General features: G+C 72.2%; 17 protein-coding genes. 11 read left to right on the top strand and 6 right to left on the bottom strand.

The window, feature by feature from the left end; genetic code table 11:
• The first annotated feature begins 16 nt into the window (after nucleotides 1-16).
• A complete protein-coding gene (locus BLV39_RS25455; RefSeq protein WP_090798371.1) occupies nucleotides 17-2,653 on the top strand; it encodes an ATP-binding protein in 2,637 nt (878 codons plus the stop codon).
• Between the two features lie 32 nt (nucleotides 2,654-2,685).
• Nucleotides 2,686-3,486: a class I SAM-dependent methyltransferase gene (locus BLV39_RS25450; protein ID WP_090798369.1), complete on the top strand. Its 801-nt coding sequence runs from the start codon at nucleotides 2,686-2,688 to the stop codon at nucleotides 3,484-3,486.
• 47 nt (nucleotides 3,487-3,533) lie between these two features.
• Here BLV39_RS25450 and BLV39_RS25445 read toward each other — a convergent pair whose 3' ends face one another.
• From BLV39_RS25445 to BLV39_RS25430, 4 genes are read right to left on the bottom strand one after another with little or no spacing between them, the layout of a single operon-like run.
• Nucleotides 3,534-4,514, bottom strand: coding sequence for a ThuA domain-containing protein (locus BLV39_RS25445; RefSeq protein WP_090798368.1), 981 nt, complete (start codon nucleotides 4,512-4,514; stop codon nucleotides 3,534-3,536).
• Nucleotides 4,515-4,526: 12 nt separating this feature from the next.
• Nucleotides 4,527-5,327, bottom strand: coding sequence for a citryl-CoA lyase (locus BLV39_RS25440; RefSeq protein ID WP_090798367.1), 801 nt, complete (start codon nucleotides 5,325-5,327; stop codon nucleotides 4,527-4,529).
• Nucleotides 5,324-6,502 (bottom strand): CaiB/BaiF CoA transferase family protein, encoded by a 1,179-nt coding sequence (locus BLV39_RS25435; protein WP_090798365.1) that lies wholly within the window; start codon nucleotides 6,500-6,502, stop codon nucleotides 5,324-5,326. The genes BLV39_RS25440 and BLV39_RS25435 overlap by 4 nt, the downstream gene beginning before the upstream one ends.
• A 37-nt stretch (nucleotides 6,503-6,539) precedes the next feature.
• Complete coding sequence (locus tag BLV39_RS25430; RefSeq protein WP_090798363.1) at nucleotides 6,540-7,346, bottom strand: IclR family transcriptional regulator; 807 nt, start codon at nucleotides 7,344-7,346, stop codon at nucleotides 6,540-6,542.
• 150 nt (nucleotides 7,347-7,496) lie between these two features.
• Here BLV39_RS25430 and BLV39_RS25425 point away from each other — a divergent pair, with 150 nt between their 5' ends.
• The 8 genes from BLV39_RS25425 to BLV39_RS25390 all read left to right on the top strand — a co-directional run bounded on the left by BLV39_RS25425 (nucleotide 7,497) and on the right by BLV39_RS25390 (nucleotide 17,937).
• Nucleotides 7,497-8,987, top strand: coding sequence for an aldehyde dehydrogenase family protein (locus BLV39_RS25425; RefSeq protein WP_090798361.1), 1,491 nt, complete (start codon nucleotides 7,497-7,499; stop codon nucleotides 8,985-8,987).
• Nucleotides 8,984-10,726, top strand: coding sequence for a thiamine pyrophosphate-binding protein (locus tag BLV39_RS25420; protein ID WP_090798359.1), 1,743 nt, complete (start codon nucleotides 8,984-8,986; stop codon nucleotides 10,724-10,726). The genes BLV39_RS25425 and BLV39_RS25420 overlap by 4 nt, the downstream gene beginning before the upstream one ends.
• A 22-nt stretch (nucleotides 10,727-10,748) precedes the next feature.
• On the top strand, nucleotides 10,749-11,906 hold the full coding sequence (locus BLV39_RS25415) for an ABC transporter substrate-binding protein (RefSeq protein ID WP_090798357.1): 1,158 nt from the start codon (nucleotides 10,749-10,751) through the stop codon (nucleotides 11,904-11,906).
• A 74-nt stretch (nucleotides 11,907-11,980) separates the two neighbouring features.
• Nucleotides 11,981-12,850 (top strand): branched-chain amino acid ABC transporter permease, encoded by an 870-nt coding sequence (locus tag BLV39_RS25410; protein ID WP_090798355.1) that lies wholly within the window; start codon nucleotides 11,981-11,983, stop codon nucleotides 12,848-12,850.
• Complete coding sequence (locus BLV39_RS25405) at nucleotides 12,847-14,649, top strand: branched-chain amino acid ABC transporter ATP-binding protein/permease (protein ID WP_090798353.1); 1,803 nt, start codon at nucleotides 12,847-12,849, stop codon at nucleotides 14,647-14,649. Before BLV39_RS25410 ends, BLV39_RS25405 begins: the two co-directional genes overlap by 4 nt.
• Nucleotides 14,646-15,359 carry an ABC transporter ATP-binding protein gene (locus tag BLV39_RS25400; RefSeq protein WP_090798351.1) on the top strand — a complete coding sequence of 238 codons (714 nt, stop codon included), beginning with the start codon at nucleotides 14,646-14,648 and terminating at the stop codon, nucleotides 15,357-15,359. The genes BLV39_RS25405 and BLV39_RS25400 overlap by 4 nt, the downstream gene beginning before the upstream one ends.
• A gap of 59 nt (nucleotides 15,360-15,418) precedes the next feature.
• Nucleotides 15,419-17,539 (top strand): outer membrane protein assembly factor BamB family protein, encoded by a 2,121-nt coding sequence (locus BLV39_RS25395; protein WP_204082641.1) that lies wholly within the window; start codon nucleotides 15,419-15,421, stop codon nucleotides 17,537-17,539.
• Between the two features lie 8 nt (nucleotides 17,540-17,547).
• A complete protein-coding gene (locus tag BLV39_RS25390) occupies nucleotides 17,548-17,937 on the top strand; it encodes a type II 3-dehydroquinate dehydratase (RefSeq protein ID WP_090798347.1) in 390 nt (129 codons plus the stop codon).
• On the opposite strand, the gene BLV39_RS25385 is transcribed toward BLV39_RS25390, so the two are convergent.
• Both BLV39_RS25385 and BLV39_RS25380 read right to left on the bottom strand, forming a co-directional pair.
• Nucleotides 17,934-20,636, bottom strand: coding sequence for a TIM barrel protein (locus BLV39_RS25385; RefSeq protein ID WP_176985075.1), 2,703 nt, complete (start codon nucleotides 20,634-20,636; stop codon nucleotides 17,934-17,936). The two genes, BLV39_RS25390 and BLV39_RS25385, sit on opposite strands and share 4 nt — an antisense overlap.
• A complete protein-coding gene (locus BLV39_RS25380; protein ID WP_090798345.1) occupies nucleotides 20,623-21,504 on the bottom strand; it encodes a shikimate dehydrogenase in 882 nt (293 codons plus the stop codon). The genes BLV39_RS25385 and BLV39_RS25380 overlap by 14 nt, the downstream gene beginning before the upstream one ends.
• Before the next feature lie 104 nt (nucleotides 21,505-21,608).
• On the opposite strand from BLV39_RS25380, the gene BLV39_RS25375 reads away from it, so the two are divergent.
• The gene (locus BLV39_RS25375; protein ID WP_090798343.1) at nucleotides 21,609-22,256 is read left to right on the top strand and encodes a TetR/AcrR family transcriptional regulator; all 648 of its coding nucleotides are present in this window, start codon (nucleotides 21,609-21,611) and stop codon (nucleotides 22,254-22,256) included.
• Nucleotides 22,257-22,348: the final 92 nt, after the last annotated feature.

Here is a 22,348-nt window from a genome sequence, read left to right as displayed (position 1 = left end):
GGTAGCGTCGCTGCTGATGGAGCTGCTCGAGCGTGCCGCACTGTTGGACGAGCTGGGCGAGGCGCTGACCGCGACCGCTTCGCGGGGCAGCGTCGTGCTGGTCACCGGTGAGGCCGGGATCGGGAAGTCCGCTCTCGTCCGGCACTTCACGCGGCGGCACGCGGCCGGGGCACGGTTCCTGCTCGGTGCCTGTGACCCGCTGCTGACCCCGCGCGCGCTGGGTCCGCTGCACGATCTCGGACGCCAGACGGGTGGCCGGCTGGCCGCGCTGCTGGCCGCGGGCGGGTCCCGCGAGCAGCTCTTCGCGGCCCTGCTCGACGAGCTCGGCGGCGGGCGCCCACAGGTGGTGGTGGTCGAGGACGCCCATTGGGCCGACGAGGCCACGCTGGACCTGCTGGTGTTCCTCGGCCGGCGGATTGCGGGCACCACGACGCTGCTCGTCGTCACCTACCGGGACGACGAGCTCGCGGCCGACCATCCCCTTCGCACCGTCGTCGGCCGGCTCCCCGCCGAGTCGGTACGGCGGCTGCCCCTCGAAGCGTTGTCCGAGGCGGCGGTGGCTTCGCTGGCGCGGCGGGCCGGCCGCCCCGCGACCGGGCTGCGGGCGTTGACCGGCGGAAACCCGCTGCTGGTCTCCGAGGTGCTGGCCGCCGGTGACGCCGGTGTGCCCCTGACCATCCGCGACCTGGTGCTGGCCCGCTTCGGCGGCCTGCCGGAGGACGCGCGCGAGGTCCTGCGATTCGTCGCCGTGGTGCCGACCGCGGCCGAGCTCGATCTGCTGGAGCGGGTCCTGGACGCGCCGGCAGCGGCGGTCGACGCGGCGGTGTCGGCCGGGCTGCTCGTGGTCCGCGACGACACGATCGGGTTCCGCCACGAGCTGCTCCGGCGAGCGGTCGAGGGATCGCTGTCCGTCCTGCACCGGCGCGGGCTCAACCGGCGGATCCTCGCGGCGCTGACCGGCGGTCGCGTCGACGTGGCCAGGCTGATGCATCACGCCCGCGAGGCCGGCGACGACGCTGCCGTCCTGCGCTACGGGCCGGAGGCGGCGCGGCAGGCGGCCGCGGTCGCCGCGCACCGCGAGGCCGTCGGGCACTACCGCGCGATCCTCACCCACTCCGAGCGGCTCGGGGCGCCCGTACCCGCCGAGGTGCTCGAAGGCTATTCGGTCGAGTGCTACCTGTCGGGGCTCTCCGCCGAGGCGGTCACCGCCCGCCGCGCCGCCCTGGCGCTGCGGGAGACGGCCGGCGACCGGGAGAAGGTCGGCGACGGGCTGCGGTGGTTGTCGCGCCTGCACTGGTGGGACGGCAACCGGCGGGCGGCCGAGGACGCGGCGGCCAGGGCCATCGCCGTGCTGCGCGAGCTGCCGCCCGGCCCGCGCCTCGCGATGGCCTACAGCAACCAGGCCCAGCTCGACATGCTCGCCTACCGCCTGTCGGCCGCGCGGGAGTGGGCGGCACCAGCGATCGAGCTGGCCCGGCGGTTCGGGGATCAGGAGATCCTCACCCACGCGCTGACCAACATCGGCACGGCCCGGCTCCAGGGCGGTGACGACGGCGGGCGCGCCGACCTCGAGGAGGGTTTCCAGGTCGCGGTCGCGTCCGGGCTGGACGACCACGCCGCCCGCGCGCTGTGCAACCTGGCCACCACCGCCGCCGAGTTGCGCGACTACCGCCACGCCGGCGACGACCTGGATCGGGCGCTCGCCTTCACCCGGCCCCGCGAGCTGGCCGGCTACACCCAGCACCTGCTCGGCCATCGGGCCCGCCTGCGCCTCGACCGGGGCGACTGGCCGGGCGCGGAGCGGGACGCGCACGAGGCCCTCGCAGAGCTCGTGCACGGTGGCGCCCGGGTGGTCGACGCGCTGGTGCCGCTGGGCCTGCTCCAGGCGCGGCGCGGCGACCCGGCCGCCGACGCCACCCTCGACGAGGCCGCCGACCTCGCGTTCGCGACCGGCGACCTGCAGTGGATCGCCCCGGCGGTCGCGGCGCGGGCCGAGCACCGGTGGCTGCGCGGCGGCGCGGACGCCGCTCTGGAGGAGACCTTCGCGCTCGCCGTCGAGGCCGGTCAACCGTGGTTCGCGGGCGAGCTGGGCTACTGGCTGCTGCGCGCGGGGACGCCGGTGCCGGCCGACCTGGTGGCCGCCGAGCCGTACCGGCTCCTGTTCAGCGGTGACTGGCGCGGGGCGGCCTCGTCGTGGGAGGCGCTCGGTTGCCCGTACCACCGGGCTCTGGCCCTGGCGCACGGCGCGGACGACGCGGCCGTCCTGGAGGCGCTGGCCGTGCTCGACGCGCTCGGTGCCCGCCAGACGGCCGGGCGGCTGCGGCGCGAGCTGCGAACCCGCGGCGTGCCCGTCCCCCGCGGGCCGACCCGGTCCACCTCCGCCAACCCGGCCGGCCTCACCGCCCGGCAGGTCGAGGTGCTCGTCCTGGTCGCCGACGGCCTCCGCGACGCTGAGATCGCCGCCCGCCTGTCGCTGTCGGCCAAGACGGTGGGCCACCACGTCTCCGCCGTCCTCGCCAAGCTCGCCGTGGGGTCGCGGCACGAGGCCGCGGCGCGCGCCGGTGAGCTGGGGATCGCCCCGCCGAAAGATGGGGACCCGGTGAACCGGAGTTGGGGGCGCGTTTCCGATACGCCCACGGCCGAGGATTCGTAGCGTTTCTCCTGACTACCAAGGAGGAACCACAGATGGACACCACCGTCATCAAGCAGAAGCAGCAGGCGACCTGGGCCTCGGGTGACTACTCGGCCGTGGGCACGCGCCTGCTGCTCACCGCGGAGCTGTTGTGCGAGGCCGTCGACCTGCGCGCAGGCGAACGGGTGCTGGACGTGGCCTGCGGCAACGGCAACGCGAGCCTCGCCGCCGCCCGCCGCTTCTGCCAGGTCACCGGCGTCGACTACGTGGCGGCGCTGCTGGAGCGCGCTCGCGGCCGCGCCCGGGCCGAAGGCCTGGAGGCGTCGTTCCAGGAGGCCGACGCCGAGGATCTGCCCTTCGCCGACGACTCGTTCGACGCGGTCCTGTCGACCTGCGGCGCGATGTTCGCCCCCGACCAGGAGAAGACGGCAGCCGAACTGCTGCGGGTGTGCCGGCCCGGCGGCCGGATCGGCATGGTGAACTGGACCCCGGACAGCTACGTCGGCACGCTCTTCCAGACCCTCGGCCGCTACGTGCCGCCGCCGCCCGGGCTGCTTCCGCCGGCGCTGTGGGGCAGCCCCGACCGGTTGCGGGAGCTGTTCGGCCCGGAGGTCACCATCGAGGCACCGGTCCGCGAGTTCCTGTGGCGGTTCCCGTCGCCCGAACACCAGGCGGAGTTCTTCGGCAGCTTCTACGGCCCGACCCACAAGGCGCTGGCCGCCCTCGAGCCCGACCGCGCGGCGGACCTCAAGGCCGAGATGGTCGAGGTCGTCAAGCGCTTCAACGTCTCCGACGACGCCACCCTGGTGCTGCGGATGGACTACCTCCAGGCCGTGATCAGCAAGCCGGCCTAGCGAACGGCGCCGGGACGCCCGAGGGGAGCGTCCCGGCACCGTCGGGGCTAGCGGCAGAACGGGCTGCGGCCCATGGCGGACTCGATGCCGCCCAGGACGTGCGACGTGAACTGCTGGTCGCCGGCCATCGGCGCGTCGGTCCACGCTTCGACGGCGTGGCCGAGGGTGGTCACCCACGAGCGCCCGCCGTCGTAGTACTGGCACCACGACACCGGGTGGTCGCGGCCGTGGCCGGGGTGGCCGCTGCCGCCGGCGGCGCCGTCGGGCAGGGTGGCCTCGTCGACCCGGGCCAGGACCCGGACATCGCTGGGGAACGGCACCAGGTTGTACCACTCGTCGGCGAAGTCCCAGCGAGCCGGCAGGCCCTTGGTGGACGCGTCCTTGCGGCTCCCGGTCACCACCGTCCCCGGTTGGTTGCGACCGTGGTCGTAGTAGTTGGTGCCGCCGAGCAGGCCCTCGTACCACTCCCAGTTGTACTCGGTGCCGAAGGCGTTGTGGATGCCGACGAAACCGCCGCCGCCACGGATGTACTGCCGCAGGGCGGTCTGCGCCGGGTCGTCGAGCGCGTCGCGGGTCGTGCTCATGAAGATGACGGCGTTGTAGCGGAACAGCCGCGACGGCGACGAGAGCTGGGTGACGTCCTCGGTCCAGTCGACGGCGAAGTCGTGCTCCGCGCCCAGCTTGACGAGCGCGCTCTGCGCGGCGTTGGCGGGGGCGAGCGGCGGGTTGAGGCCGGCGGGCAGGGCCGGGCCGAGGTGGGCGTGGCGTGGTCCGGCGGTGCGGCTGTAGACCAGCACCCGGTAGCCGTCGGTGGCGGGGTCGAAGTTGCCCCAGTCGTGGTAGCAGTCGGGGTCGGTGCCGCGGCACACGCCGTAGTCGGGTCGGCCGAGGTGGTCGGCACCGCTGCGGGGCGAGGCGGCCTGGGTCGTGGCCGGCGAGCTCACGAAGGAGTGTGCGGCGATCAGGACGGCCGCGGTGACCGCGGCGCCGAGGGTGGCGCTCAGGATGGACCTGCGCCGTAGGGGCATGGCAGCTCCTTGTCAGAGAGGCAGGAACGTCGGGGTGACGGAGGGCGGAATCGGTCCCTTGTTGCGTCGGCCCTGCCCGGCCTCCTCCCAGGCGTGCGCGAGGATCCCGACGCTGCGGCTGAGCACGAACAGGCCGCGCGCCAAGGGGGGCGCGAAGCCGAGCTCGCCGTATACGACCGCGGTGCAGCCGTCGATGTTGATCGGCACCGGCCGGGGCCGGCCGCCGGCCAGGATCGCCTCCACGGCGTTCGCGGCCCGCAGGAAGCCGCCATCGACGACGCCGTCAGCGACGGCGGCCGACACCCGCTCCAGCAACGGTGCGCGGCGCGGGTCGACGCGATGGAAGCGGTGCCCGAAGCCGGGCAAATACTTCGAGCGTGCCCGCCACTGGTCCACGACGGACGCCGCCGCGGATTCGAGCGGCTCGCCGTCGGCCTGCCGGCTGGTGATGGCCGTGAGCATCTCCAGGCACTGCTCCCCCGCACCGCCGTGGGAGTCGCCCAGGAGGTTCACCCCCGTGGCCATCGCGTTGTTGAGGCCGATGCCGCACGTGGCCGCCATGCGCGCCACGGCGATCGACGGTGCGTGCGGCCCGTGGTCGACCGAGGCGACCATCGCCGCCTCCAGCAACCGCTCCTGGGCCGGCGTCGGCGACTGCCCCCGCAGCAGCAACCAGATGACCCCGACGAAGCTCGTGTCGGCGATGACCTCCTGGATGGGCCGTCCCCGCAGCTCGATGACGTCGGGCTCGACACGGGAGACCGCGGTCGCCCACCAGTCCGCGACCTCCTGGACCGTCGGCTCCCCGGTCACGGCGCCGCCACCTCGTCGGTGGCGGCCAGGTGGACCTCGGTGTTGTGCTCGCCCAGCACGGGCGGTGGCGACTCCGGTCGCAGCGCGGCGCCGTTGACCAGGACACCGTTGCCGCTGACCCGCAGCGTCCGGGCGGTGTCGCCGGGAAAGGGCAGGTCGGTGAAGAAGCCGCGGGCCCGGAGCTGTTCGAGCTGGACCGCCTGGGGCACGGTCAGGATCCGTGCGGCCGGCACGCCGGCGCCCGAGAGCAGTTCTTCCCACTCCAGTGCGGGCCGCCGCCGCAGCGCCGCGTTGAGCTCCTCGTTCAGCGCCGCCCGATTCACCTTCCGCGCCTCACGGTCCGCGAAGCGGTCGTCGACCACGAGGTCCTCGCGCTGCACCAGGCGGCACAGCACCTCGAACTGCTCCTGCCGGTTGGCGGCGATGTTGAGCGGCCCGTCCGCGGTGTCGAAGGTTCCCGACGGTGCGGCGGTGGCGTTCTGGTCGCCCATCGGCTCGGGCGGCACGCCGCTGACGAGATAGTTGGAGGCGGCCCAGCCCATGGCCGACATCGAGGCCTCCAACATGGACACATCCAGGTAGGAGCCCTTGCCGGTGCGGGCCCGGCCGGCGAGCGCGGCGCAGATGGCCATCGCGGCGACCAACCCGCCGACCGAGTCGGAGACCGGGAACCCGACACGCAGCGGGGCGGTCTCCGGCGTGCCGGTGATGCTCATCATCCCGGACAATCCCTGGATGATCTGGTCGTACGCCGGCGCCCCGCTCATCGGCCCGGCCTGCCCGAAGCCGGAGATCGCGCAGTAGACCAGGGCCGGGTTCGCCCGCTCCAGCACCTTCCAGCCGTAGCCCAGCCGGTCGAGGACGCCGGCCCGGAAGTTCTCGAGCAGCACGTCCGCGTCGCCCAGCATCCGGTCGAAGGTGGCCCGGTCGCGCGGGTCCTTGAGGTCCAGCTCGACCGACTTCTTGCCGGCGTTCTGGGCGAGGAACGACGCGCCGACGCCTGCCCGGTTGAGACCCGGCTCGGGGCCGAGCCGGCGGGCGAGGTCGCCCTGTCCCGGTCTTTCGATCTTCACGACCTCGGCGCCGAGCAGCATGAGCTGGTAACTGCAGTAGGGCCCGGCCAGGACGTTGGTCAGATCCAGGACCCGTACGCCGCGCAGCGGTCGATCGTCCATGCGTGCATCCCTCGGTCGGTGGTGGGGGATCTCGTTCTCAGCCGGCGAGTGGGTGGTCGAACCCCTTCTCGGACATCCGGGCGGCGGCTTCCTGGAGCGCCGGGATGAACTCGGCGACCCGCTCCGGGGTGAACCGCAGGGTGGGCCCGCTGAGGCAGAGTGCGGCGACGACGGACACCGAGCGTCCCGTGACCGGGACCGCGACCGCCGACAGGCCGGGCTCGCGCTCGCCGGCGCTGGTCGCGTAGCCGTTGGCGGTGGCCTCCCGCGCCCACTCCCGCAGCGTGTCGGCGTGCCCGTCGCCCCACGGCGAGTTGGTGGCGATGCGGACCAGCATCGCCGGGCCCGCGTCGTGGAGCAGGACCTTCGACGACGCACCGGCCCACATGGGCAGCTCGTCGCCGACCCGGACGACGTGGCGGAGGGCCTGCGGGCTCTCCTCCTGCGCGACGCAGACGCGGTTGACGTCGCGGGTCATGTAGAGGTTGACGGTCTCCCGGTGCGCCGCCGCGAGGTCACGCATGAGTTGGCGGGTCTCCGGCGGGACCTCCCAGCTCCGCTGGGCCAGGTGCGCCCACCGCCACAGGCCCGGTCCGGCCGTGTAGCCGCGGCTGGTCGCCCACAGTAGACCGTTCTGCTCGAGCGTCTGCACGAGGCGGATGACGGTGGTCTTGGCGAGACCCGTGCGGTCCACGATCTCGCGGATGGTCACCGACGGCTGGGTCTCGGTCAGCAGCGACAGAATCTCCATCGCGCGCTGGACACTTCGGACACCGCCGGCGTCGGACGGCTCGGTGGATGACGACCGCCGTAGCGGTGAGTGTTGTTCGGCCACGGATTCCATGGTCCCCTTTCGAGCCCTCCCGCACGGCTTCCCGTCCCCGTAACAGATTTGAAACCACCTATTGCCAGGGGACCTCGCCGCCCGTACGTTACACCTAGTCCGCAGGTCGGTCCATAAGGTCCACCAAGCGGTTCAAGCGGAGGAGCGGTGATGCTCGACAACCTCATTCGGACTCCGCCGCCGGCCGAGGTGGTCGAGGCTCCGAGCCTGGTCGCGGGCCAGTGGGTGACCGCGGGACCGCACGCCGACCGGATCGGCCCCTGGGTCCGCGGTGTCGTCAGCACGGCCCACCAGGTGGACCAGCAGGACCTCGAAGCGGCGCTCACCTACGCCCGAAGCGGCGCCAGGCAGGTGGCCCGGATGTCACCGGCCGCGCGGGCCGCCGTGCTCGAGCGGGCGGCGGTCGTCACCACCGCGCACCGCGACCGCATCGCCCGGTTGCTGGCACTCGAGCTGGGCAAGCCGGTCCGCGACGGGCTCGGTGAGGCCGACCGGGTCGCGGACACGTTCACCGTGTCGGCCGCCGAGGCCCGCCGGATCGGCGGAGAGGTGTTGCCGGTCGCGGGCTTCGCCCGCGGTGTGGGCAACACGGCGTTCACGCACCGCGCGCCGGTCGGGGTGGCGCTGGCCATCACGCCGTTCAACGCCCCGGCCAACCTGCTGGCACACAAGCTGGCCGCCGCGTTCGCCGCCGGCAACACGACGATCGTCAAGCCACCACCGCAGGCGCCGGCCGCGTCCGCCGCCGTGGTCGAGATCCTGCTCGAGGCCGGCCTGCCACCCGAGGCGGTGCAGCTCCTGCACGGTGACGGGAGCGTGGGAGCCGCGTTGTGCGCGGCTCCCGAGGTCGGCGTCATCAGCTTCACCGGCAGCGTCGCGACCGGAGCCGCGGTGGCCCGCGCCGCCGGCGCCAAGCGCCTGGTCATGGAACTGGGCGGGAACGCCGCCACGATCGTCTGCGAGGACGCGGACATCGCGGCCGCCGCCCGCGTCTGCGCGGCCACCGGATACAGCAACTCCGGCCAGAGCTGCATCTCGGTGCAGCGGGTCTACGTCCACCATGGACGCTACGACGAGTTCGTGTCGGCCCTGACCGACGCGGTCCGCCGGCTGCGGCTCGGCGACCCGCTCGACCCCGCCACGGACATCGGCTCGATGGTCGACGACGACGCCGCGCAGCGGGTGGTCACCTGGGCGGCCGAGGCGGCCGCGGCCGGCGCCACGATCACCACCGGCGGCGACCGGGACGGTGCCACGGTGGCGCCCACCGTCGTCGCGTCGCCGCCGCCGGACGCCCGCCTGGTCCGCGAGGAGGTGTTCGGCGCCGCGGTCAGCGTGCTGCCCTACGACGACTTCGACGACGTGGTGGCGGCCTGCAACGACAGCCGCTACGGCCTGCAGGCGGGCCTGTTCACCTATGACATCCGCCGGATCCTGACCGCGTGGCGCGAGCTCGAGGTCGGCGGCCTGGTGGTCAACGGCTCCTCGAACTTCCGGCTCGACCACGTCCCGTTCGGCGGGGTCAAGGACTCCGGGTTCGGGCGGGAGTCGCCGCGCTGGATGGTCGAGGACTACACCGTGGTCAAGACCCTCCTGCTGCGCGGCATGTCGTTGTTCGGCGATCAGGAGGGAACCCGATGAGCGACACGGTCTCCGCGGCGGAGGCGATGGTCACCCAACTCGAGTCGTACGGCGTCGAGTACGTCTTCGGCACCTGCGGCCACACCAACATCGCCCTGCTGGACGCGATGGGTCGCAGCAGCATCCGGTTCGTCATCGCCCGCCACGAGCAGGCCGCGGCCCACGCCGCCGACGGCTACGCCCGGGCCACCGGCAAGCCCGGCGTCCTGCTGATGCACGTCGGCCCCGGCATGACCAACGCGGTCACCGGCGTGCTCACCGCGGCGATGGACTCGGTGCCGCTCGTCGCCATCACCGGCGACATCCCGTCCTACTACTACGGCCGCCACCCGCACCAGGAGATCAACCTCCACGCCGACGCCGACCAGACCGCCGTCTACCGGCCGTTCGTGAAGCGGGCGTGGCAGGTGCACCGGGTCGCCGACCTCCCGAGGTTCACCGAGCGCGCCTTCTGGACCGCCACGTCCGGGCGCCCGGGTGCGGTGCTGCTCAGCGTCCCGATGGACCACTTCTCGCGCCCGGTGCCGGATGACACGGCGACGGCGTACCCCCTGGCCGTCCAGGAGCGGCCCGCACTGCCGGCCGACGTCGCCGCGCGCATCGCCGACCTGCTGGTCGGCGCGCAGCGGCCGCTGGTGTATCTCGGCGGCGGGCTGCGGCGCGGCGCCGGGACCGACGCGCTCCGCGCACTCGTCGAACATCTCGACATCCCCGTCGCGCACTCGTTGATGGCCAAGGGAACCCTGCCCGACACGCACCCGCTGCTGCTGGGCATGCCCGGCTTCTGGGGACTCGAGCTGACCAACCAGTACACGCGCGAGGCCGATGTGGTCCTGGCCCTGGCGACCCGGTTCGCCGAGACCGACGCCAGCTCGTGGGACCCCCGCTACACCTGGCAGTTCCCGCCCGGGCAGCTCATCCAGATCGACATCGACCCCGCCGAGATCGGCCGCAACTTCCCGGTCGCGGTCGGCGCGGTCGCCGACGTCACCGACGCCGTGCTGGCCATCGAGGCCGCCGTGCGGGAGCGCCAACCGGCACCGTCGACCCGCCCGGGACTGCGGGACACCATCACCACGACCCGCCGCACCCTGTTCACCGAGAGCCGCGAGCGCGGGACCAGTGCCCAGTTCCCGCTGCGGCCCGAGCGGATCCTGACCGACCTGCGGGCCGCCCTGCCGTCCGACGCCATCCTCGTCACCGACGTCGGTTGGAACAAGAACGGCGTCGCCCAGTGCTACGAGCTTCCCGACGACGGCCGGTTCATCACGCCCGGCGGTGCCTCGACGATGGGATTCGGGCCGGCGGCGGCGGTCGGCGTGCAGATCGCCCAGCCGGAGCGCACGGTGGTCGCGCTGATCGGCGACGGGGGCATGGGCGCGCAGCTTCCCGCCGTGCCCATGGCCGTCGAGCAGGGCGCGCCGGTCATCTTCGTCGTGATGAACAACCGTTCGCACGGCACGATCTCCGACCTGCAGGCCGCGAACTTCGGGCGCAGCTTCGGCTGCGACTTCACCGGGCCGGACGGTGCGCCCTACAGCCCGGACTTCGCCGCGTACGGCCGGGCGTGTGGTGCGGACGGCTACACCGTCGCGAGTGCCGACGACCTGGGTGTCGCACTGCGCGCCGCCATTGCCGCCCGCCGCCCGGCGGTGCTGGACGTACCGATGGTCAACGAACCGGTGCCGACCCCCGGCCACTGGAATATCAAGGACATCTACCACGGCCTGTTCGACTGACTACGACAACGAGGTGATCCCCATGCTCGGACGTGTGCGGCGCCCCCTCGCCGCAGGTTTGCTCGCTCTCGGCGTGCTCTTCGTCGCCGCCTGCTCCCCGCCCGGCGAGGAGCAGACCGGCGGCGGCGGCGAGAACACCGGACCCATCAAGATCGCTATTGCCAACGCGCAGAGCGGGCAGCTCAGCTCGCTGGGCGCCTGGGAGCTCAAGGGCGCCAAACTCGCCATCGACGAGTGGAACGCGAAGGGCGGCATCAACGGCCGGCAGATCGAGATCGGCGTCTTCGACAGCCAGGGCGACCCGACGGTCGGCACCAACGTGGCCCGCAAGATCGCGAGCGAGGGCTTCGTCGCGATGCTCGGCACCGCCGAGAGCGCGGTCACCATCGCGATGGCGCCGATCCTGCAACAGGCACAGATCCCGAACATCACCTCCGGGCAGTCGCCGGGTCTGATCGCGGTCAAGAGCCCGTTCCTGTTCCTCAACGGACCGACCAGCCTCACGTACGACGAGACGTTGGCCAAGCACGTGGTCGACCAGAAGGGCCTCAAGACCATCGCGCTGATCACCAACAACGGGTCGTACGGCAAGGGCGAGCACGACTCGTTCACCAAGGCGCTCGCGACCCGAGGCGTCACGCCGGTGGCCGACCAGGTCGTCACCACCGACCAGAAGGACTTCAGCGCCGCCCTCACCAACATCCGGCAGAAGAACCCGCAGCTCATCTTCGTCGGCGCCGAGGAGGTGCAGTCCGGCCTGATCGTCAAGCAGGCCCGCGACCTCGGCATCAAGGCACCGTTCGCCGGCGCCGCCCCGCAGGGCACCCCGGTGTTCCTGGACACCGCCGGTGCGGCCAACGTCGAGGGCACCATCGTCAGCACGCCCTACCTGAGCAACGAGGTCGACGACGCGTCCAAGACCTTCGCCGCGGCGTACAAGACGGCCACCGGCGAAGAGGCCGAGATGCACGGCGCCAAGGCGTACGACGGCGCGCAGATCCTGCTGACCGCGCTGAAGAACAGCAACGCGGCGAAGGGCAAGGAGCTCGCCGACGCCATCCGGGCCGTCAAGCACAAGGGACTGCTCGGCGACTTCGCGTACGACGACACCGGTGTCGGCATCTTCGCCACCTCGATCGGCACCATCACCAGCGGCAAGCTGGTCCCGGCGGCGGGTTGAGCACCGTCCGGGTCGGCCCGCGCCTGGGCCGTCCCGGACCATCGACGTCGCAGCACGCGGTTCAGGGGAGAGGTATGCAAGTCTTTCTGCAGACGTTCATCGGCGGGATGAGTCTGGGCGCGATCTACGCGCTCGTCGCGATGGGTTTCTCGCTCGTCTACCGCACCATGGGCCTGGTCAACTTCGCCCACGGCAGCGTCGTCATGATCGGCGCGTACATCGCGTCGACGTTCTACCTGTCGGTGAAGCTGCCGTTCGCGCTCGCGATGGCGGTCGCGATCGGGGTGACCGGCCTGATCGGCATCATCATCGAGCGGGTGCTGCGGCCCTTGGAGAACAAGGACTTCGACCTGATGCTGATCGGCACGATCGGCTTCGGCATCGTGCTGGAGGCCCTCGCGATCATCATCTGGGGCGCGACCGGCCGGGCCGTGCCCTCCCCGGTGCCTGCCGCGCCGATCGACCTGGGCGGCCTGCGGATCCGCACGTACGACCTGGTGGTGCTGGCGATCGCGGCCGCGGCCACCGCACTGCTGGTCTACTTCCTCCAGCGCACCAAGCGCGGGGCCGCGATGCAGGCGGTGGCGATGGACCACCAGGCCGCCACGGCCGTCGGCATCCACGTCGGCCGCAGCAACGCGATGGCGTTCATGATCGGTGCCGGCCTCGCCGCGCTGGCCGGCGGACTCGTCGGACCCCTGTTGTACGTCAGCCCGGCGATGGGCGGCCTGCTGGGCATCAAGGGCTTCGCGGGCGCCATCCTCGGCGGCTTCGGCAGCATCCCGGGCGCGATCCTCGGCGGCCTCGGCATCGGCGTCATCGACTCGTTCGCCGCCGGACAGTTCCAGGGCTACTCCGAGCTCGTCACCTTCCTGATCTTCACCGTCATCATCATGATCCGCCCGACCGGGATCTTCGGCGAGAGGACGGTGAACCGGGCATGAGGATCCGGCTCGGTGCCATCGCCGCGCTGGCCGTCGCCGCGTGGCTGCTGCCCTACCAGCTCAACTCGTACGCCATGCACGTGGTCAACGTGATGCTGCTCTACGCGATCCTCTCCGTCGGCCTGGGTCTGTGCATGGGCATCGCCGGCCAGATCAACCTGGCGCAGGTGGCGTTCTTCGGCGTCGGCGCGTACGCGACCGCGGTCCTGACCGTCAAGGAGGGCATGGGCTTCTGGACCGCCGCGGTCCTGGCGCTGCTCGCGACTGCGGCGATCGGTCTGGTGGTCGGCACGCCCGCCCTGCGCGTGCAGTCGCACTACCTGGGCATCGTGACGCTCGGCCTCGCCCTCGCGTTCACCAACTGGGTCACCAACTCGACGCTGGCCGGCGGAGCCGAGGGCATTCCCGGCATCCCCCGGCCCACCCTGCCCGGCGTCGACCTGTCCAGCGACTACCTCTTCTACTACGTCGAGCTGGCCCTGTTCGCCGTCACCCTCGTGTTCGGGCTCTTCGTCGTGCACACCTCGCTCGGGCGCCGGATGCGGGCCATGCGCGACGACTCCCTCGCCGCCGGTGCGGTCGGCGTCGAGGTGCCGGCCCTGCGGATGACCGCGTTCCTGCTCGCCAGCGTCTACGGCGGCGTCGCCGGTGTCCTCTACTCAGGACTGATCGGCTACGTGGCGCCGGAGACGTTCAGCATCGCCAACATGTTCCTGCTCCTCGCGATGGTGATCATCGGGGGTCGGCAGAGCCTCGTCGGCTGCGTGATCGGGGCGATCTCCCTCGCCCTGGTCCGCGAGGTGCTGATCGACTACCCGACCTACGCGCAGGTCGCCTACGGCACCGTGGTAGTGCTGACCGTCGTGTTCGCGCCGACCGGCCTGGCCGGGCTCCCGGTCCGGCTGCGCGGGCTGCTGCACCGGCGCACCACCGCGACCGCCTCCAGCGGCCTCACCCCGTTCCGGCCGTACGACCCGGCCGGCACCACGGGCGAGCCGGACGCGCCGATGCTCGCGGTGCGGGACCTGAGCATGCACTTCCGCGGAGTCAAGGCGCTCACCGAGGTGAGCCTGGAAGTGCCGGCCGGGCAGATCCGCGGCATCGTCGGGCCCAACGGCTCCGGCAAGACCACGCTGTTCAACGTCGTCAGCGGGCTCTACCGGCCCACCGCGGGCCGGGTCGTCCTCGACGGCCGGGACGTCACCGCCGCACGGCCGTTCGCCCTCGCCCACGCGGGCATCGCCCGGACCTTCCAGAACCTGCGCCTGTTCTCCGCGCTCAGCGTGCGGGACAACGTGCTGGTGGCGCTCGACCCGACCCGCGCGAGCGGCACCTGGCGCTACCTCGTGCTGCCGGTCGGTGTCTGGCGCCGGGACCGCGCCCTGCGGCGGGAGGCCGACGCGCTGCTCGACCGGTTCGGCCTGGCCGCCTTCGCCGACAACCTGCCGACCGCGCTCCCCTACGGCATCCAGCGGCGCGTCGAGATCGCCCGGGCCATGGCGGCGCGGCCACGGCTGCTGCTGCTCGACGAGCCGGCCGCGGGCCTCAACGGCGACGAGGTCCGGCAGCTCTGCGACATCGTCCGCTCGATCCGCGACTTCGGCGTCACCGTCGTGGTCATCGAACACAACATGGGGATGGTCATGTCCTTGTGCGACCACGTCACCGTCTTCGCCCACGGCGCGATCATCGCCGACGGCCCGCCCGCCGAGGTCGCCATCTCCCCCGAGGTCATCGAGGCCTACCTGGGCGAGTCGATGGCCATGCCGGCCCCGGTCGCGTCGGAGGTCCAGGGATGACCGACGCGCTCGAAGTCGATGGGCTCTCCGTGCGCTACGGCGGTGTCACCGCCGCGCGGGACGTCTCGTTCACCATCCAACCCGGACAGTCGTTGGGCATCATCGGCGCCAACGGGGCCGGCAAGACCTCCACGCTCAAGGCGCTGATGGGCCTGGTGCCACGCACCGTGCGCTCGGTCCGGTTCGGCGACCAGGACCTGACCCGCGTCCCCGGGCGCGACATGGTCCGCCACGGCATCGGCTACGTGCCCGAGGGCCGCCACGTGTTCCCCGGGCTGCCCGTCGAGAAGAACCTGCTCCTCGGCGCGTACACCCGGCGGTGGAAGGGCGCCACGCTCGACACCCTCGACGAGGTGTACGAGCTGTTCCCGATCCTGCGCGAGATGCGGGGACGCCTCGCCGGCGCCCTGTCCGGCGGCCAGCAGCAGATGCTGGCCATCGGCCGCGCACTGATGTCGGCACCGCGCCTGATGCTCCTCGACGAGCCGTCGATGGGCCTGTCGCCCAAGTTGGTCAGCGACATCGTCGGCGTCCTCAAGAAGCTCAACGAACGCGGCCTGAGCATGCTGCTCGTCGAGCAGAACGCCCAGCTCACGTTCGAGGTGACAACGGAGTGCCTTGTCATGGAGAACGGGGCCGTCGCCATGACCGGCACGTCCGAGTCGCTCCGGCAGAACCCCCAGGTCCGCAAGATCTACCTGGGCCTCTGACCTGCCCTGCCCGCAACCGACGCGTCCCGGCCGCACTGGCGGCCGAGAAAGAGGTGACCGTGGCACACATCGACCGACGTCAGGTGCTCAAAGGCGCGGCGGCGACCGCCGTGGCGGCCGCGGTGGGTCCCGCCGTCGCACCGCCACCGGCGGCCGCCGGCCGCCGGCCCACCGCTGCCGACCTCGCCCACTTCGACACCCCCGGCGACCGGGACTTCCCCAAGGTCGGCGGCAACCTCGGCAACCAGAACTACACCTCGCTGCACCGCGTCGACCACGGCAACGTCCGCCGCCTGCGCGGCGCCTGGGTCAACCGCATCGAGGGCGGGCTGACCTCCGGCAGCAGCCAGAGCACGGCCGTGGCCGTCGACGGGGTGCTGTACATCGAGTCCGCGCTGGGAAACGTCATCGCCGTCGACGGCGTCACCGGGGCGACGAAGTGGCGCTACGACCAGACCCGCGGTGCGCTGACCCGACGCGGGGTCGCGGTCGGCGCGGGGTACGTGTTCACCAAGTCCAACGAGAACTACGTCATCGCCCTCGACCAGGAGACCGGCCAGGTCGCCTGGGAGCGCCAGGTCGAGGGGTTCGGCAACATCGAGAAGGTCGCCGTCGTCTACCACGACGGGATGCTGTTCTGCGGCACCAACGACGGTCCGCGCGGTGCCGCGATCGCCCTCGACGCCCGCGACGGCGAGGTCCTCTGGCACTTCTGGGGCACGCCGGGGCCGGGCGAGCTCGGCCACGAGACGTGGGAGGGCGACTCCTGGACCGAGGGCGGCGCGACGCCGTGGATCCATCCCGCCGTCGACCCGGAGCTAGGCCTGACCTACTGGACCTTCGGCAACGCCCGCGGCTTCAACTCCTCACAGGACGGGTCGGCCCGCGGCGGGCAGAACCTCTTCGCCAACTCGCTGGTCGCCCTGGACCTGCGCACCGGCGCGTACCGCTGGCACTTCCAGTCGATCCACCACGACATCTGGGACATGGACAACGTCATGTCGCCGGTGCTGGCCGATGTGAAGATCCGTGGCCGGCGCCGCAAGGTCGTCGTCTACGGCAGCAAGTCCGGCATGTTCTTCATCCTGGACCGCACCGACGGCACGGCACCGCTGGGCATCGTCGAGCGCCCGGTGCCGCAGGAACCACGGCAGAAGACCTGGCCGACCCAGCCCTATCCGGTGCAGGGCGGCTGGACCGAGAACCGCGTCGTCGACCAGCCGCTGGGCACCTCCGTGCCCGGCGACCCGAACCGGGCGGTGCCCAACTACGTCCAGGGCGCGCTCTACGACCCCCACTGGGACACCCCGATCCTGTCCATCCCCGGTCACGGCGGCGGTGGCGACTGGTCGCACCTGTCGTTCAGCCACCGCACCGGCCTGGTCTACACCGGCTACGGGTACGTGGCAGCCGCGCACTCGCTCACCGAGAGCAGCAACGGCCTGCGTCCGCCCGGCGAGTACCAGACCGGCGGCATCGTGGCCGTGGACGTCAGCACCAACCACGTGCGGTGGAAGCGGCGCATGCCGTACTCGCTGGCTCATGGCAACGGGATCCTGACCACGGCCAGCGACCTGATGTTCATCGGCCAACCCGACGGCAACCTGCTCGCCATGGACGCCCGCAACGGGCGCGAGCTCTGGCGCTTCCAGACCGGCGCGGCGATCAGCTCCAGCCCCATCATGTACCGGGTCGGGAACAAGGAATACCTCGCCGTGTACGCGGGCGGCACGAGCATCCCGTACGGCAACTCCGCTCCCCGCGGCGACTTCCTGTGGGCGTTCGAGGTGGGCGGAGATGTCGGCCCCGCGCCCACGCCCGTGCCTCCGGTGATCCGGCGACCGGTGTCCGGCGGTCCGGTGGAAGGGGCGGCGGTCGCGAACACGGTCGTCATCGGCCGCACCTACAACGCCGCCACCGGCCAGGTCGGCGCGACCGAGTCGTTCGGGGTCAACGGGATGGCGCCCACGCACTTGCGGGTGCCGGTCGGCACGACCGTGACCTTCACCAACCACGCCGGCAATGCCGGCGTACGCGGCGTCACCCAGTTCTTCGAGGGCCTCTTCGACGTGCGGCTGGCGCCCGGTGAGTCATTCACCTACCGCTTCGCCCGGGCCGGCGAGTACTTCTTCAACGACCCGGGAAGCCCCCGCTCCACCGGAAAGATCGAAGTGTATTAGGAGCGCGTATGCCAGGGGTGACCATCCTCGACGGGCCACCTCCGCTTCCGTTCGGGTCCGCGGTCGAGGTCGAGGTGGCGTGCCGTGCGGTCGCGGCCGGCCTCGGCCTCACCGCGACCTTCCGCCGGTCGAACCACGAGGGTGACCTGGTCGACTGGATCCACCAGGAAGGCGCCGCCGTCCAAGCCGGCCGTTCGATCGGCGCGGTGCTCAACCAGGGCGCCCTGAGCTCGGTGGCGCTGCACGATGCCATCGTCGAAGTGGGGCTCCCGGTCGTCGAGGTCCGCCTCTCCACCGACGGCGCCCTGCGGCGCGGGTGCCCGGCGGCCCGCGGCCTGATCGCCGGATTCGGCGTGCACGGATATGTGCTGGCGATCCGGGCCCTTGCCCTCTTCTAGCTGATCGGCGCGGCGGCGCGGTCGAGATAGTCGCGGGTCGCGGCGATCGACATGCGGGCGTGCTCCTTCGCGCCGACCTGGGCGACCAGCGTCGCGCGCGGGATCTCCAGCGCGTACGGCAGGCCCGGCGGCAGCGCGTCGAGGATGCCACGGACGTCGATGCCGCCCTGTCCCGGGCACAGGCGCTCGAACCGCGCGGTGTGGATGAGCCCTTCGTTGGTGGGCGGTACGCCCGGCGGCGCGTCGCAGACGTGGACGAAGTGGAACCAGTGCGCCGGCAGCAGGCGCAGGTCGGCCACGCTGGACCCGGACCGGGCGAAGTGCAGCAGGTCGACCAGGATCCCCGCGTTGGGTTGGTCGGCGCCCCGCAGGACCCGTACCGCCTCGCCCAGGTCCGGGGTCTCCGTCCACGACGGGAACTCGAGGTCGACCGTGAGGCCCAGCGGACGGGCCATCTCACACAGCTCCGCGAACCGGTCGGTCTTGCGGGCGCGGTCCGGATCGGGAAGCTGCGTGATGACGTGGCGGGCGCCTAGCTCCGCGCCCGCTTCCAGGAATCGCTGGAAGTCGCGCGGGTGCTCGTCCGGGCTGATCCGGGCCAGCTCGACGTCGAGGACCTCGACACCGGTCGCGGCGAGGCGGGTCTTCGTGGTGCGCATCAGCGCCGGGTCGGTGGCCAGCGGGTAGTGCGGCTCCTGGGGCGTGACCCGGGTCAACCGCAGGCCCACGTACCGGTAGCCGCCGTCGGCGGCGGCCTCGACGAGCTCGGGCGGCGACAGGCTCAGCGCGGTGAGGTGGGCCAGCGAATAGTGGTGCCGCGGCGCTGTCTCGTCCGCGCCTGCGTCCCGCAACGTCAGCAGCCGCCGTTCCCGGTGGGCGGCCATCCGCACGGGGGCGCTGGCGGGGTCGCCGTAGCCGGCGTAGTCGCCGATCCGCTGGACGACCGCGAAGAACAGGCGCGAGCCCAGGATCTCGGTGTAGAAGTGCAGGTACTCCCCCTGCTCGTCGCGGTCGTAGAAGATCGAGTGCTCGCGCAGCGCCGCCAGCAACTCGGGGGCGAGCGCCTCCCGGGCCTCGAGGTCGACGTAGTAGTTGTCGGGAACGGACAGGACGGGCGCGCCGAGTGCGCGCATCGCCCGGGCGGCGGCGACCGCGTCGTCGGTGCTGAACGCCACGTGCTGGGGACTCGGGATCGCCGGAGCCCAGTCCCCGCGGCGCAGCGGCGCGGTGTGCAGGGCGATCCGTACCCGCCGGCTGGGGTCCGCGGCGGTCCGGCTCCGGATCAGGCCGAACGGCGCCGCGATCTCGGCGGTGTCCGTGTGTCGAAGGCCGAGGACCGTGCGATAGAACAGGGCCGCCTCGTCGAAGTCGTCGACCGACCCCGTCAGCGAGACGTGGTCGATCGCGGTCACGAAGCGGTCGGCGCGTGGTGGTGCGCCGGTCGGGAGGAAGTCGTCGAGCCAGCTCTCAGCGCCGTCGCCGGCTCCGACCAGGAAGATGGCGGTGCCGTCCGGTGCGGCGATGGAGGCGAGCTCCGCTTCCTGCCGCTCCCGCAGCCGGGGCAGCACCGGGGCCAGGAGCCGCTCGGCCCGCTGGGTCGAGCCCGTCGGGTCGGCGGTGTCCACGGCCAGCGCACAGATCGCGGCGGTGCCCGGTGGAACCGTGCGCTGGGCGGCGAAGTTCAACAGGATCCGGGCGCGGCCCTGCTCCCACAGCTGCACCGGCTTGGAGCGATGCTGCCCATTGTGGACGAATCCGAGCGTGCCCAGGGCCCGGGCCACCACCGGGCCGGAGATCTCGTCGACCGCGAGCTCGGTGAACGCGTGTCCGCTCAACGCGGGTGCGGGCGGCAGGTCGTGCCGCTGATCGGTCACCGCTTCTTCCAGGGCGAGCAGCGACCGCATGCCGTCGATCGCGGCCTGCCGGGGGTCCGCCTGGCGGTAGACGTCGTTGAAGACCTCGAGCGAGAGCGGCCCGGCGTAGCCGGTGCTGAGCACATGGCCGACGAAGCCGGCCAGGTCGAACGAGCCCATGCCCGGGAACAGGCGGTGGTGCCGGCTCCATTCGACGACGTCCATCGTCAGGCGCGGGGCGTCGGCCAGTTGCAGGTGGAAGACTTTCTCGCCGGGGATGACGCGGATCCCGGCCGGGTCGTCGCCCCGGGAGCAGACGTGGAAGCTGTCCAGGCACAGCCCGAGCGCGGGATGGTCGGCGCGGCGGACGATGCGCCAGGCGTGCGCGTACGAGTTGACGAACCGACCCCAGGCCAGCGGCTCGTACGCTATCCGGATGCCGCGCCGCGCCGCGCGGTCGGCCAGCAGGTGGAGCTGCTCGGCGGCGAGGTCGTCGTCGTCGACCGCCTCGGGTGCGACCGTCGAGCACACCAGCATCGTCGTGGCGCCCAGTTGCTCGACCACGTCGAAGGTCCGCTCCGCCCGCCGGAGGTTGGCGGCGAGGACCGCCGGCGGCACCGCCTCGAAGTCGCGGAACGGCTGGTAGAGGTCGATCGAAAGGCCGCGGCGGGCGCACTCCTGGCGGATCCGCGCCGGCGACCACGACGAGGCGACCAGGTCGTTGGCGAAGATCTCCACGCCGTGGAAGCGGGCCGCGGCGGCCGCCGCGAGCTTGTCCTCGAGCGTGCCGGACAGGCAGACCGACGCGATGCCGAGGCGGGTGCGGGACTGCTCAACGGTGGTCACGGGCGTCCTGCTTTCGGGTCAGGTCGGCGAAGTGCGCCAGCATCCGGTCGGCGTCCGGCTCGATGCCGCTGAAGAGCCGGAACGCGTCGACCGCCTGGAAGACCGCCATCCGGCCGCCGTCGAGAACCCGGCAACCACGGGCGCGGGCCAACCTGACCAGTGCCGTCTCCAGCGGGCGGTAGACGATCTCGGCCACCCACAGGTCGGGGCGCAGCAGGTCGGCGGGGACCGGCAGCCCGGGGTGTGCCGCCATGCCGGTGGGCGTCGCGTGGGCCAGGCCGTCGGCGTCCCGCATCGCTTCGGCGAGGTCGGCCACCGGCACCGCGACGGCGCGGCCGGCGCCGAAGCGCTCCGCGGCCGAGTGGGCCAGCGCGGTGCTGCGTACCCGATCGGTGTCGACGATCCGCAGGGTCGCCACACCCGACGAGAGCAGGCCGTGCGCGACGGCGGCACCCGCTCCCCCCGCGCCGAGGAGCACGACGCGCTCGAGGGCCACGTCCGGCAGCCCTGTTCGGAAGGCGCGGGCGAAGCCGGGCAGGTCCGTGTTGTGGCCGACCGCCCGGCCGCCGGAGAACACCACGGTGTTGACGGCGCCGAGCGCGGCCGCGTCGGGGGAAAGCGCGTCGAGGTGGGCGATGACGAGCTGCTTGGCCGGGTGGGTGACGTTGACGCCGTCGAAGCCCGCCAGCCGCACGGCTTCCAGGAGCTGGCCGACCGGCCGGTCGAGCACGTCGAGGTCCAGCAGGCGGTACAGGCAGCGGATCCCGAGCTCGTCGGCTTCGCGCTCGTGCAGGGCGGGACTGAGCGACGGGCCGATGCCGGCACCGATCAGGCCGACCAGAAGTTGTCGATCGTGCGGTGAGGACACACCGGGCCTCCTCGCTATGTACGAACTAGTTAGTTACTTATACTCGGAGCGGCCGCCGTCCGGAAGACCTACAGTGGCTCGTCGATATCTGGAGGGACGGCACCGTGCGAACGCAACAAGCAGAGGCACCCGCGGGGCGCGACGCCGACCGCACCCGCGGCGAGATCCTCGACGTCGCCACCCACGAGTTCGCCGACAAGGGGTACGCCGGCGCGCGGGTCGACGAGATCGCCGCGAAGACGCGCACGACGAAGCGGATGATCTACTACTACTTCGGCGGCAAGGAGCAGCTCTACGTCGCGGTCCTCGAGCGCGCGTACACGGTGATCCGGTCGCTCGAGCAGGGCCTCGACGTGGCGCACCTGTCGCCGACCGAGGCGATCCGGCAGTTGGCCGAGCTGACCTTCGACCACCACGAGGCGCACCCGGACTTCATCCGGCTGGTCAGCATCGAGAACATCCACCGGGCCGAGCACCTGGTCCGCTCGACGACCCTGGTCGGCCTGGCCAACCCGGCGGTGGACGTCCTGCGCCAGATCCTGGAACGCGGTGCGGCCGCCGGCGAGTTCCGCGACGGGGTCGACCCGATCGACGTACACATGCTGATCAGCGCGTTCTGCGTCTTCCGCACCGCCAACCGCTACACGTTCAACGCCATCTTCAACCGGGACATGCTCGACCCGACCCGCCGCGCCCACTACCGCACGATGCTGGGCGACGTCGTCATCGAGTACCTCACCGCGAGGCATTAAGGAACTTCCATCGTTCGATTTCTCCTCCGTACGGACCATGGTCACGGCATCGCCCGACTGCCTACGGTGTCGGTGCGTCGGCCCGTCGAAGG

The organism is Asanoa ishikariensis (genome assembly GCF_900107455.1).
Classification (GTDB): Bacteria; Actinomycetota; Actinomycetes; order Mycobacteriales; family Micromonosporaceae; genus Asanoa; species Asanoa ishikariensis.
Note: the sequence above shows the minus strand (reverse complement) of the source record. Positions and strands in the feature narration are given on the sequence as shown.